11 protein-coding genes are annotated in these 12,713 nt (G+C 49.8%); 10 read left to right on the top strand and 1 reads right to left on the bottom strand.

Features of this window, described 5'->3' with window-relative positions:
- Positions 1 to 201: 201 nt before the first annotated feature.
- Genes H579_RS0110215 through H579_RS0110200 form a run of 4 tightly spaced genes read left to right on the top strand, consistent with a single transcriptional unit; the run spans position 202 to position 2,909 of the window.
- Positions 202 to 912: a MotA/TolQ/ExbB proton channel family protein gene (locus H579_RS0110215; RefSeq protein WP_157834599.1), complete on the top strand. Its 711-nt coding sequence runs from the start codon at positions 202 to 204 to the stop codon at positions 910 to 912.
- On the top strand, positions 912 to 1,520 hold the full coding sequence (locus H579_RS0110210) for a hypothetical protein (protein ID WP_028300595.1): 609 nt from the start codon (positions 912 to 914) through the stop codon (positions 1,518 to 1,520). The genes H579_RS0110215 and H579_RS0110210 overlap by 1 nt, the downstream gene beginning before the upstream one ends.
- A 44-nt stretch (positions 1,521 to 1,564) precedes the next feature.
- A complete protein-coding gene (locus H579_RS27840; RefSeq protein ID WP_051227523.1) occupies positions 1,565 to 2,077 on the top strand; it encodes a hypothetical protein in 513 nt (170 codons plus the stop codon).
- 1 nt (position 2,078) lies between these two features.
- The gene (locus H579_RS0110200; protein ID WP_028300594.1) at positions 2,079 to 2,909 is read left to right on the top strand and encodes a hypothetical protein; all 831 of its coding nucleotides are present in this window, start codon (positions 2,079 to 2,081) and stop codon (positions 2,907 to 2,909) included.
- 71 nt (positions 2,910 to 2,980) lie between these two features.
- Here the strand turns inward: H579_RS0110200 and norR are convergent, their stop codons facing one another.
- Positions 2,981 to 4,696: a nitric oxide reductase transcriptional regulator NorR gene (gene norR, locus H579_RS0110195; RefSeq protein ID WP_036566017.1), complete on the bottom strand. Its 1,716-nt coding sequence runs from the start codon at positions 4,694 to 4,696 to the stop codon at positions 2,981 to 2,983.
- Positions 4,697 to 4,966: 270 nt separating this feature from the next.
- Here norR and H579_RS0110190 point away from each other — a divergent pair, with 270 nt between their 5' ends.
- From H579_RS0110190 to H579_RS25170, 6 genes are all read left to right on the top strand, one after another.
- Entirely contained in the window at positions 4,967 to 5,317 is a 351-nt protein-coding gene (locus H579_RS0110190; protein ID WP_157834598.1) for a hypothetical protein, read from the top strand.
- A 152-nt stretch (positions 5,318 to 5,469) separates the two neighbouring features.
- Positions 5,470 to 6,741, top strand: coding sequence for a TolC family protein (locus H579_RS0110185; protein ID WP_051227522.1), 1,272 nt, complete (start codon positions 5,470 to 5,472; stop codon positions 6,739 to 6,741).
- A 112-nt stretch (positions 6,742 to 6,853) separates the two neighbouring features.
- Positions 6,854 to 8,581, top strand: coding sequence for an efflux RND transporter periplasmic adaptor subunit (locus H579_RS29875; RefSeq protein WP_084624065.1), 1,728 nt, complete (start codon positions 6,854 to 6,856; stop codon positions 8,579 to 8,581).
- Positions 8,578 to 11,736 carry an efflux RND transporter permease subunit gene (locus H579_RS0110175; protein ID WP_028300590.1) on the top strand — a complete coding sequence of 1,053 codons (3,159 nt, stop codon included), beginning with the start codon at positions 8,578 to 8,580 and terminating at the stop codon, positions 11,734 to 11,736. The genes H579_RS29875 and H579_RS0110175 overlap by 4 nt, the downstream gene beginning before the upstream one ends.
- A gap of 117 nt (positions 11,737 to 11,853) precedes the next feature.
- Positions 11,854 to 12,363, top strand: a complete 510-nt coding sequence (locus H579_RS0110170) for a hypothetical protein (RefSeq protein WP_028300589.1) — start codon at positions 11,854 to 11,856, stop codon at positions 12,361 to 12,363.
- Positions 12,364 to 12,461: 98 nt separating this feature from the next.
- A partial coding sequence (locus H579_RS25170; RefSeq protein WP_036566016.1) for a transposase occupies positions 12,462 to 12,713 on the top strand: 252 nt, incomplete at its 3' end.

The raw sequence follows: 12,713 nt of genomic DNA, 5'->3' as shown, positions 1-12,713 counted from the left end.
TAATACGTCGGCGATGAACTCAGTGAGGCGATGACCCTGTGGGCTACACTGATAAACAGAGGTTTAACGAAGCGTTAGTCTACCGGAATTAATCAAAGGTTTAGGCCAAAGGAAGTAATCCCTACCTGCTTTAGTGCTGTACCAAGCGTATCTGGGATCTGTAATGATGGTCTTTCACGGGCCTCTTGGGAGTGAAAAGTCGTGGAACACTCAACGCCTTATAAGATTTTTCTGCTTTGGTTGCTACTCTCCAGCCTGATGCTGTCGGGTGTGTTTATCGTTTGGGATATAGGTATTCTGAGGGCTATTTTGCAGCAGGATATTACCCGTATCAGCACTATTATCCTGTTTGTTTTCTTCGGTGCTTGTGTGCACTGTGCCTGGCGTAGCTTTTATCTGGCCAGGCAGGCTCTGATGCTGGCTTATTTGCAGGATGAGCTGGTTAAAGAGGGTTCGGCTGTTCAGCTGTTAAGTCTCTTCCCCCGTGGCAGCTGTTTAGCTCAGGAATATCTTGTGGGCCTGTATCAAGGTAGGGATGCCCAAGACAAGGTACTCCTTTCGGAAATCATGGCCGAGTCACTGCGTGGTACGCATCAGGTGGGCTGGTTTATCGCAGGTATCGTTATCAAGCTGGGGTTACTGGGAACCGTGGTTGGCTTTGTTTTGATGCTTAGCTCCGTATCCGGCCTCGACAAGCTGGATATTACGGATATTAAACAGCTGATGCAGCAGATGACGCAGGGCATGGGCGTTGCCATGAACACCACGCTGGTCGGATTGATCAGTAGCATGGCGCTTGGAGTACAGTATCTGCTCCTTGATCGTTGTGCAGATCGCCTGGTGGTAGATGGTGTCAATTTAGGCCAGGCCTTTATGAGCGTGTCGTTTGATGAGCGCAGTGGGACGCTGTAATGGCACTGTTTCAGCGCAAGACCGGCTTTGATATCGATCCTTTTACTGACCTGCTGTTCAACGCTTTACTCACTTTTACCTTTCTTTTCCTGATTGCGCTGTTATTACTAAACCCTCCGGCTAAAACAGGCATCATTGATCCCAAGGCGGAGTTTCTGATTACGGTAAGCTGGCCTGATGGTGATCCTAACGATATTGATGTCTGGGCCAGTGGCCCTAAGGGTACCAAGGTTTGGTATAAGCGGACTCAGGACGGCTTAATGCATCTGGACAGGGATGACAGGGGACTGGCTAATGATACCCAGACCGTCAATGGTCAGGAAATAATCAATCCGCTGAATCAGGAGGTGCTGACGATACGGGGCCGCCCGCCCGGCGAGTTTGTGATTAATGTGCATTACTTCAAGTCAGCGGATCAGAATCCGGTTCCTGTCACCGTATATCTTGCTGAGGTTAATCCGGTCATGAAGGTACTGTCTTACCACAGCCTCATTCTGGAACAACAGGGAGATGAAGCTACCGCAGTACGTTTTACCTTAACGCCTAAGGGACAGGTGGTTGACATCAATCAGTTGCAGAAAAAACTGGTAAGCGGACAAGGTAAGTGACGCGGAACCGGTAAAAAGATAAAGCAAGAAAAGGCTTATGGATTATGAACGAGATCTTATTGGAGCTGTCCATCGCTTATGTTTTTTTAACGGCATTGGTATTACTGAGTCTGGTCTACAGTCGATGGCACTGGTCTTTGAAAGCCGTGTTGATCCTCGTGGCACTGGTCTTTTATTGGGCAAGCTATCAAGGTTGGAAAGAGAGTCAGGGCTGGCCCACGACCACTCAGTTACCTGACAAGTTTCTACTGCATTTTACGGTGATTGAAGAACCGGATGATGAGATTGGTCTGGAAGGTCAGATCTTTATCTGGTTAACGGATCTTAGCGCTCATGAGGTGGCTGCGGAGCCAAGGGCTTATCGCCTTCCGTATGAAAAGATACTGCACAGTAAACTGGATGCCGCAATGCGGGAGAGTGGAAGCGGAAAACTGCAAATCGGCCAGATCAATCCTGTTGAGGATATGCAGCAAAGTGAACAAACGGCTTTGATGGGGCATAAGTATCCTGGCCTGAAGTTTGATCGTTTGCCTGACCCCGCTCTGCCGGAGAAGTAAGATGAATGGTTACCTCTTTTATCTGCTTAAAGCCGGTTTGATCGTGCTGGGTATATCCGCGTTGCAGGCTTGCCAGCAATCCCCGGATTCCAAGGACTATTTCCCTCTGGAAAAGGGGTTGAAGTGGCACTATCGGGTCTCTGAGCAGCGGGTTGGCCGGGAGTGGCGTGACCAAGAGCAAGAGTACCCTTTTAGTATCGAGAACCTGGGCGAGATTGCATTGGGTGGTGAGTATGCGGATCAGGATGTCAGTGTCCGTCGTACCAGTGATGATACCGAGTATTACATCCTGAAAAATGATGATGGTGTGTACAGGATTGGAAAGCGTACTCAGGTTGAGCTTAAACCTCGTTTCGATCCAGAGATGCGTACAATCATACCTATAGCTGCTATCCAGGCCGCTGCAACCGGAGCATCGTTGACCTCGACGGCTATTGAAGAGTTGGGCAGTGAAAATGAAGCATTTGCAGTCAAGAACAGAGGCTTACATTGGTATTTGGAAACCCAGCCTTATCTTTTACATGCCACCAGTAGCCACTCTTTACCGGACCCAAAGGAGCGGCGCTTTAATCTGGCTTTTGATGTGATCAGCACCACGGCTGAAGTGAGAGTGCCTGCGGGTACGTTTAAAAACTGCATTCAGATACAGGGAAAAGGCGCGATCAGTTTTTATGCCGACCCGAGGATTGGCTATCAGGAAGTGATCATTACGCAAACCGAGTGGTATGCCCCAGGTGTGGGCCTGGTCAAACTGATACGGGAGGAGCCGCTGCATTTGGAAATGTACAAAGGCGGTCGTATCTATTTTGAGTTAACCCGTTTTGAAGGATAGGCTCTTTACGTTGAATCGCAGTCAGTTCTGACAATGCAGCCGGTTTTGAAACCCCAAGTGGACTATCAAAGTCAAATTACACCAAGCTTTTTCGCCATGCGGTAAAAATTACCCCGATCTGTTTGTAGCTGACGGGCAGCCTTGGCAATAATTCCCTGATTTTGTTCCAGTGCCTGTTGAATTAGCTGACGTTGGAACGCTTGAGTCGCTTCTTTTACCGATAGCCCAGCGGCTGCCATTTCATGGACTAGCAGGTCGGTTGAATGGGGGCGGCTGGTTGTCTGCGTTAGGCCAAGTATAGCGGTGTTTGATGAATTAAGAGTTTGGGGTGTGCCCGCTTGATTGGCAACCTGTACAGAACTATCTGCTGATGAACCCAATGCTGTATCCAGCTCAGAGTGATGGTTACTATTGTTGGCTTGTTGCAGACGATCAGATGGTAATAGGTCCAAGTGCTGAGACATAATCAAGCCAGGCAGCTGACTACCCTGCATGGCCCGTAAACTGGCTCGCATCAGCAGGTGTTGCAACTCACGAACATTGCCAGGCCATTCATAAGTCTCAAGAGCCATTAAAGTATTGGGGTGAAGTCTGAGCTGAGCCATGCCTAAACGGCGACGCTCCTGATCCAGAATATAGCCAGCCAGTACAGCAATATCTTCCTTGCGTTCCCTGAGTGGTGGCAGAGTAATGGGGAATACGTTTAGCCGGTGATAAAGATCTTCGCGAAAGCTGCCTTGCTGAACCATCTGGGCGAGATTACGGTTAGTCGCAGCGATAATACGTACATCAACATGTTTATTTTTATCTGCCCCAACCCGTTGGATTTCACCCTGTTGGATCGCCCTTAATAGTTTGGCTTGTAGCGGAAGTGATAGCTCACCTAGCTCATCCAGGAATAAAGTACCGCCATCGGCCAACTCAAATTTACCGGCACGATGGCTATGGGCACCGGTAAATGCCCCTTTCACATGACCAAAAAGCTCGCTTTCGGCGATATTGTCCGGCAAAGCTGCGCAGTTCACATGGACTAAGGGGCTTGTGGCTCTGGGAGAGGCCGTATGTAATGCGTGTGCCGCCAACTCTTTACCTGTGCCGGTTTCACCGCATAAAAGTACGACCAGATCGGACGGTGCGACCAGTTGGATATTCTGTTTCAGGGTCTGCATGGGCTGGCTAAAGCCGATCATCTCACCTCGTTGCTGACGGGCTTCCAGCATCAATTCTTCCGTCAGTGCTTGCTGTTGGCGGGAGTTTTTTTCCAGTGAACGAATCATCTCACCATTACGCAGGGTGGCTGCGGCTAATGCCGCAAAGGTGGCGACGGTAACATCATCCAGTGCGTCAAAAGCGCCTACGGTCAGGGCATCCAGTGTCAGAACACCAACCAGAGTATCGCCGACGTATAGGCTACAGCCCATACAATCGTGTACATCCAGGCTGCGCTCGGTATCTTTGCTCAGTAACTGATCAAAGGGATCGGGCAGGGAGCTGTTAGCAGCAAAACGCACCGGGTCTCTGGACTCAATAATGGCCTGTAAACGTGGATGTTCGACCGGTTTAAAGCGATAACCATAGATCTCATCGGGCAGGCCGTTTATCGCTACAGGTACCAGTTGATCTTTTTGCAGCAGAAACAGAGCACTGGCATCACAGGGGAGAACCTGACTGATCGCTTCAATCAGGCGCTGATACTGACGTTGATCCCCCAGACCCGAACTCAGATCCAGTGCGATCTGTAGTAATGCCCGGTCAATGCTGCCAGAGGGGTTGTCCACCTGTACCATATACAAATGCCTTGTTTTACGTTGTTTTTATTAAAAAAATTATAGTCGCATGGCAGTATAGCAGTCAGGTTCTTCGTTAGGATAGAGGTTGTATGTAAGGTGTATGGTTTCTTATTTCAGGTTGACTTTGGCCGCTTTCCTATTGCCTAATGAGTGTCAGGTTTATATGACTTGTTATCGAGCTTTACTATCGTGGCCGTATCCAGAGTTATTATTTTTCTAATTTTCAGTCTGACATTCAGTGCGCTTTTCACGAGTGCGGGTATTGTTATGCCTGAGAGAAATAATACTCATATGGATCATTACCAAATCTCTGTAATCGATGGTGGCCATAGCGTTACGATAGATGCCAGCGAAATGACACGTGCTGGCGAGATGGCCCCGGGTAATCATTGTGCCGATAGCCAAAACCAAAGCCAGCATAGTGCTCATGCATTGATGATGGATTGTGATGTCCAATGTGCAGCGATGAGCTGTATTAGCAGCAGTCACTTTGCGCAAACCTTGAATTACCATTGGCCTGTAACAACACATCTGTTGTTAGGCCATCGGCCCTCGCTTCAGCTTCAGAGCTCTTCTGAAACCCCTTACCGTCCTCCTATACAGACTGAAATCGTTTAACTCCTGTGTTTATGTGTTAAATCTGTCCGATCTTTTGGCGTTTTTTTGTACTCAACGTTAGGTGTGTTCCCAGCGTAAAGATGCCATTTTACAAACCGGGCAATAGGTTCACATAGCACATCGTTTTACTTTTTCATCAGTAAGGACGTGTTATGTCTACACGATTTTTATGGCTGGCTATTGCTACCACTATAGCCATGACAGCCAGCAAGCTAAGTTACGCTCAGAGTATTGACTTAAACCAGGCCGAAAAGCAGGCGCTGGAACAGGATTTTGTTCAGCAACAACTGAGCTATCGTCAGAAAAGTGTTATAGAGCAAGGTGAAGCCGCAGCTCAATGGGCCGACCCTATGTTTAAAGTGGGGTTGGCGAATATACCTACCGACAGTCTGCGTTTAAATGACGACCCCATGACTCAGTTGGTGCTGGGTGCTTCTCAGGCGTTCCCTCGTGGTGATAGTCTGGCGATTAAACGCGCATCGGCTCAGCTAAAATCAGAGCAGCTCAGCGAACAGAGTGAGTTGCGTAAGCTTCAGGTACTGCAAACAGTCAGAACACTCTGGTTTGCCATCGGTTTTCGCAGCCAGGCGCAGCAGATTCTAACGCGTCAGCAGCAATTGATTCGCCAGAATCTGGACAATATGGTCAGCGGTTTTGCCTTAGGCGGAATGCAGAGCCAGGATCTGATTCAAGCCGAGCTGGAGCTGGAACGTATCCGGGAGAAAGTGGCTGGGCATCAGCAACAGGAACAAGCCCTAAGAGCCCAACTCAGTCGCTGGACAGGCTTGCCAATGAATCAGAAGCTGCAGATGTCGTTACCGGGGTGGGTATCCGATAATCAGTGGCAAGCCCTGCAAGATAGTGATCAGCAGCAACGCTTGTTATTACGCCATCCTGCTATTCAACAAACTCAGACAGAAATTCACTACCAGCAACGGCAGGTAGCGTTAGCAAAAACTGCTTATGATCCGGCCTTTAAGTTGGATGTCAGTTATGGTCGCCGTTGGAGTGAGTTACCTGATGGCAGTTCCCGGCCGGATCTGTTAAGCGCTGCGCTAACCGTTGAGCTACCGCTATTCCCGGAGCAACGTCAGGATCGTCAGTACCAAGCGGCGGTTTATCAGGTCTCAGCAGCCCAGGCAGAACGTGATGAACGTCTTCGCCAGTACCAGGGCGAACTCACTGAAGTACTCACTCAGTTGCAGTTTATTCAGCAACGTCTCTCTCTTTATCAGAACAAACTTTTGCCTCAAGCCAAGTCTCGTATTCAGGCTTCTGAACAGGCGTATCAGGCCAATACCGGTGTTTTTGATCGCTTAACTCAGGCCTATACCCAGGAGCTGAATCTCAATCTGGAATATCAGAAGCTGCGCACCGAACAGGCGCAGTTACAGACGCGGTTGCGCTTCTTTCAGGGGCTTTAACAAGACGTAACTTCCAACAGATCAGTCATCAGATAACAGATGGCTAGGCGAGATAAGTACCTGATGCAAAAAGATCAATGCATCGGTTCGATACGAGACAAGTGAGCTTGATATGAAAACCATAATGATTTCAGCGCTGACATTAGCCATTGGTGTCGCGGTTGGCAGTGTAGCAACCCATCAGGGTTTGCTGAGTAAAATAATGCCTATGAGTAGTGCTCAGGCAAAACTATCTGATCATTCGGGGCATGTCGGTGACTCTGATGTGGCGGCAGAAGATAAAGCTGGGCCTTCAGCTAATAAAGAACCTCTGTACTGGGTTGCGCCGATGGACCCTAACTACCGCCGCGATAAACCCGGCAAGTCGCCTATGGGGATGGATCTGGTACCAGTCTATGCCGATGGAAATGAAGATGAAAAAGCCGGTACGGTAAAAATCTCCCCAGTGGTGGAAAATAATCTGGGGGTACGAACGGCAAAGGTCGCCTTTGATCCTCTGATCTCTGAGGTCAATACGGTGGGTTATCTCTCTGTGGATGAAGACAGTCAGTGGCAGCTGAACAGCCGGGTTGCTGGCTGGGTAGAGAAACTCTATATCAAATCTGCTGGGGAGTCAGTCAAAAAGGGACAGCCGTTACTGCGTTTGTATTCCCCTGAGTTGGTCAAAGCTCAGGAAGAGTTGATTAACGCACTGCGTATGTCACAGCATCAGAATCTCATCAGTTCAGCTAAACGACGTTTACAGGCGCTCGGTATGGATCAGTCCCAGATCAATACCCTGGTTCGCAAGCGTAAGGTTGAACAGGAGGTAACCTTTTATGCCCGTCAGGACGGTTATCTCAGCCAACTTAATATCCGGGAAGGTGCCTATATTTCCCCGGCTAAAACACTGCTGGAAGTCGTATCGCTCGATACTGTGTGGCTAAAAGCGGAGCTGTTTGAATCCCAATCCTCATTGGTGCAGGTGGGCAGTCAAGCAGAGATTCGTCTGGATGCCTACCCCGGCGAACGCTGGCAGGGCGAGGTGGATTTTATCTACCCAGAGCTGGATGCCAAAAACCGAACCGTAACAGTGCGTTTACGTTTTGATAACCCTGACCAGCAGCTAAAACCCAATATGTTTGCCCAGGTAAGTCTCTCTTCTGAAGCTCCGGCCCCTTCTTTATTGATTCCCCGAGAAGCCCTGATTCGCTCCGGCAGTATGGAGCGTGTTGTGCTGGCATTAGGTGAGGGGAAATATCGCTCTGTTCGGGTTGAAGCAGGTCGTGAAAGCGGTACTCAGATTGAGGTTCTGGATGGTTTGATGCCGGGACAAACCGTCGTCACCTCTGCTCAGTTTATGCTGGATTCCGAGTCCAGTCTGACCGCTGATTTTAGCCGTATGGAGTTTGGTTCTCAGGCAATGGGGCATGCTGGAATGAACCATGGCGGTATGAATCACGGCCAGATGAATCATGAGGGTATGGACCATAGTTCTATGGGGCAGGGCGGAATGGATCATAGCGGCATGAATCACGGCCAGATGAATCATGGAGGTATGGATCATAGCTCTATGGGACAGGACGGAATGGATCACAGCGGAATGGATCATAGCGGCATGAATCACGGCCAGATGAATCATGGAGGTATGGATCATAGCTCTATGGGACAGGACGGAATGGATCACAGCGGAATGAACCACAGCCAGATGAATCATGAAGGTATGGATCATAGCTCTATGGGGCAGGGCAAAATGAACCACTCCATGATGAGCCCGCAACCGTTGGAACTGCCAGAACCAACAAAAGCCGATGAAGACCTGGATTGGCTGGATCTGGATGATGAGGAGACCGGTCAATGATTCATCGTATTATTGAGGCCTCCATTAAAAACCGCCTGTTGGTGTTACTAGCCGGTATTGCACTGGTAATTTATGGGGCCTTTACTGTTAAAAACACCCCCGTGGATGCGATCCCCGATCTGTCCGATGTGCAGGTGATTATCAAAACCAGTTATCCGGGCCAGGCACCGCAAGTGGTCGAGGATCAGGTGACCTATCCGTTAACCACCGCCATGCTCTCGGTGCCGGGAGCAACCGTGGTGCGGGGTTACTCCTTCTTTGGTGATTCCTACGTCTACATCATTTTTGAGGATGGTACGGATATCTACTGGGCCCGTTCCCGAGTACTGGAGTACCTGTCTCAGGTGACGCCGAATCTACCCGCAACCGCTAAACCCGCTCTGGGGCCGGATGCCACCGGCGTTGGCTGGGTTTATGCTTATGCGCTGACCGACCGCTCTGGTCAGAATGATCTCAGTCAGTTACGCAGTCTGCAGGATTGGTTTCTGAAATATGAACTGCAAACCGTACCCGGAGTAGCGGAAGTCGCGACTGTGGGCGGTATGGTCAAGCAGTATCAGATTCGTATCGATCCGGAAAAACTGCGCGCCCATGATCTGCCCCTGTCGGCTATCACTCAAGCGATCCGCAAGGGGAACCAGGAAACCGGTGCCAGCGTCATTGAAATGGCAGAAGCGGAATATATGGTGCGAGCCACTGGCTATATCGATTCCATTGATGACCTGAAGCGTCTACCCGTTAAGGTCAGCGCCCAAGGCACACCGCTGCTACTGGGGGATATCGCTGATGTGGTGCTGGGACCTCAGATGCGCCGTGGTGTGGGTGAACTCAATGGTGAAGGTGAAGCCGTGGGTGGTGTCATCGTCATGCGCTTTGGCGAAAATGCCAGTGCGGTGATTGACGGTGTTAAACAACGTTTAGAGGAACTGAAAGCCAGTCTGCCGGAAGGCGTTGAGATTGTGACGACTTATGACCGTTCAGATCTGATCGGTAGTGCTATTAAAAACCTGCAGGATAAACTGCTGGAAGAGTTTATCGTCGTCGCACTGGTGTGCGCGCTGTTCCTGTTCCATCTGCGCAGCTCTCTGGTGGTATTGTTCAGTTTACCCGTCGGTATTCTGACCGCCTTTATTGTGATGTCCTGGCAAGGCATTAACGCCAATATTATGTCGTTAGGCGGGATCGCCATTGCGATTGGTGCCATGGTGGATGGTGCGATTGTGATGATCGAAAACGTCCACAAACATATGGAACGCACAGAGCTGACCGATGATAATCGCTGGCAAGTGATTACCACGGCGGCCAGTGAAGTGTGCCCCGCCCTGTTTTTCTCACTGTTGATTATCACCTTCAGTTTTGTACCTGTGTTTGCCCTGCAAGGGCAGGAAGGCAAGATGTTTGCTCCACTGGCGTACACTAAAACCTATGCCATGGCAGCTTCGGCAGCCCTGGCGGTAACGCTGGTGCCGGTACTGATGGGTTATTTCATTCGCGGTAAGGTAATTGCCGAGCATAAAAACCCGCTAAACCGTCTGTTAACCGCAATCTATATGCCCGTGCTGAAGTTGACGCTGAAAGTGCCTGTACTGGCGGTAGTACTGACCATAGGTCTGCTGGCCGTTAGCGTCACACCGATCAGTAAAATCGGTAGTGAATTTATCCCGCCGTTGGATGAAGGGGACCTGATGTATATGCCGACCACCTACCCCGGTATCAGTATCGGTAAAGCACGGGAAGTACTGCAGCAAACCAACAAACTGATCAAAACCATTCCCGAGGTGGAAACCGTATGGGGCAAGGTGGGACGTGCGGAATCCGCCACCGATCCAGCACCTCTGACCATGATCGAAACCTTTATCCAGCTGAAACCTAAGGATCAGTGGCGCGCGGGAGTCACCACGGACATCCTGAAGCAGGAGCTGGATAGCCTGGTACAGTTCCCCGGCCTGACCAACGCCTGGGTGATGCCGATTAAAACCCGTATCGATATGCTGGCAACCGGTATTAAAACCCCGGTGGGTATTAAGATTGCAGGTGAATCTCTGGCCGAGATTGAAAGAATCGGTAAAGAGTTGGAGCGAGTGATTAAAACCGTTCCGGGCACGGCGTCGGCTTATGCGGAGCGCGTGGCCGGTGGGCGTTATATCAAAGTGGATATCAACCGGGAACAAGCAGCTCGTTATGGTCTGAATATTCAGGATATACAAGCGGTGGTGATGACGGCCATTGGAGGTATGCAGGTCAGTCAGACCATTGAAGGCCTGGAGCGTTACCCCATTAATGTGCGTTATCCCGCGTCGTATCGGGATTCCCCGGAACGTTTAAAGAATCTGCCGGTCATTACACCTTCCGGTCAGCGTCTGGCGTTATCGGATGTAGCGGATATCGTGCTGGAAGATGGCCCGCCGATGATCAAAACCGAGAATGCCCGTCCTAACGGTTGGGTCTTTGTCGATATAGAAGACCGTGATCTGGGTTCCTACGTGCAAGAAGCGCAGCAGGTGGTGGCTGAACAGCTGAAACTGCCACCGGGATATTCTATCGCCTGGTCCGGTCAGTATGAGTATATGCAGCGGGCCAAGGAAACTTTGGAAATAGTAATACCGGCTGCGCTGGGCATTATTGTCTTGCTGCTCTATATGGCCTTCCGCCGTATCGGTGAAGTGCTGCTGATTCTGGTGACGTTGCCGCTGGCGATGATTGGTGGTATCTGGCTGATGTACTGGCTGGGCTATAACTTCTCTATTGCCGTCGGCGTAGGCTTTATCGCCCTGGCCGGGGTTGCGGTTGAGATCGGTGTGATTATGTTGCTCTATCTGAACCAGAGTCTGGATGAGGCCCTGAATAAATATCAGAAGAAAGCCAAAGAAGGCGATAACACGACACAGTTTGGCTTACAGGATCTGCAACAAGCGGTACTAAAAGGCGCTGGTTTGCGGGTGCGTCCGGTAATGATGACTGTTGCCACCGTAATTATCGGTTTGGTACCCATTATGTACGGTTCGGGTACCGGCTCAGAAGTGATGCAGCGTATCGCTGCCCCCATGATTGGCGGTATGGCTTCTGCGGTATTGCTGACACTGCTGGTGTTGCCTGCGATGTATTATCTGTGGAAACGAATTAGTCTGAGAAAAATAATAATATCAAAGGCTTAGTATCTTTCTTTGTTTCAATAACCAGGCTATGGCAAGCTGCGACATAAGCGCGCGCCAGCTTGTCATAGCTCTGGTGAACCTGTTTGAATAAACACCATAAATAATAAGGAAAAAACGATGTTTAAAACGGTAAAAAACAGCTTGATAGCTTTGGGTGCAGCGTCGGCGCTGCTGGCGGGACAGGGGGCTTTTGCCCACTCGGCTCATTGTGAGGACACACCACTGGGTGATCTGATGGAAGGGATGAAAACCGACCTGAAAGCTTATGTCGGTGCGTTTAAATCCTCTGACTCCGCTGCAATGCAGACTGCTGTTGAGCAGTTAATGACAGCATCCTTAAAAGCCAAAGAGTATGTACCACTGAAATTGCAGGATGATATGCCGCAGATGAGTGCAGAACATCACGCTCAGATGGGGGGGATGAAACATATGCCGAATATGGAAGGCATGTCCCATGCGACTCATATGAAGCATATGAAATATCTGCAAGGGATCGATAAGTTGAACCAGTTATTCACTGAGCTGAAAGCGGCAGGAGATGACAAGCAAACGGTCAAACAGCTGTTGGGGCAGATTAAACAGCACAGTAAATCCAGTCACGAAGCTTTCCGTAAAGATTGTGACTGAGTGTTTCTGAATAAAATATCTAGCAGCCTGTCGGACTATTAGCCCATTTCATCCAGATCTAGGATAATAGCCCTTTTCAGGTTCCAGCAGGATATATCATGAGTCGCTTTCGTACCATCGATCGTCAAACGCCTTATCTACTTCCTCCATCTATTGATGACTGGCTGCCTGAAGATCATTTAGCTCGCTTTATTGTAGAGGTTGTCGATAGTCTGGATTTGCAAGCCATCCAGGGAGCATATCGCGGGAGAGGCAGTGCAGCCTATCACCCTTCTCTACTACTATCCCTGCTCATCTACGCTTATGCCACCGGAGTATTTTCCAGTCGCAGGATTGAGCAAGCCACCTAT

Source organism: Oceanospirillum beijerinckii DSM 7166 (genome assembly GCF_000422425.1).
Lineage (GTDB): Bacteria > Pseudomonadota > Gammaproteobacteria > Pseudomonadales > Halomonadaceae > Oceanospirillum > Oceanospirillum beijerinckii.
Note: the sequence above shows the minus strand (reverse complement) of the source record. Positions and strands in the feature narration are given on the sequence as shown.

Excerpts from the sequence above, each read along its gene's own strand:
- H579_RS0110210 (WP_028300595.1), top strand. The coding sequence starts at position 912 with ATGGCACTGTTTCAGCGCAAGACCGGCTTTGATATCGATCCTTTTACT.
- H579_RS27840 (WP_051227523.1), top strand. The coding sequence starts at position 1,565 with ATGAACGAGATCTTATTGGAGCTGTCCATCGCTTATGTTTTTTTAACG.
- H579_RS0110200 (WP_028300594.1), top strand. The coding sequence starts at position 2,079 with ATGAATGGTTACCTCTTTTATCTGCTTAAAGCCGGTTTGATCGTGCTG.
- norR (WP_036566017.1), bottom strand. The coding sequence starts at position 4,696 with ATGGTACAGGTGGACAACCCCTCTGGCAGCATTGACCGGGCATTACTA.
- H579_RS0110190 (WP_157834598.1), top strand. The coding sequence starts at position 4,967 with ATGCCTGAGAGAAATAATACTCATATGGATCATTACCAAATCTCTGTA.
- H579_RS0110185 (WP_051227522.1), top strand. The coding sequence starts at position 5,470 with ATGTCTACACGATTTTTATGGCTGGCTATTGCTACCACTATAGCCATG.
- H579_RS29875 (WP_084624065.1), top strand. The coding sequence starts at position 6,854 with ATGAAAACCATAATGATTTCAGCGCTGACATTAGCCATTGGTGTCGCG.
- H579_RS0110175 (WP_028300590.1), top strand. The coding sequence starts at position 8,578 with ATGATTCATCGTATTATTGAGGCCTCCATTAAAAACCGCCTGTTGGTG.
- H579_RS0110170 (WP_028300589.1), top strand. The coding sequence starts at position 11,854 with ATGTTTAAAACGGTAAAAAACAGCTTGATAGCTTTGGGTGCAGCGTCG.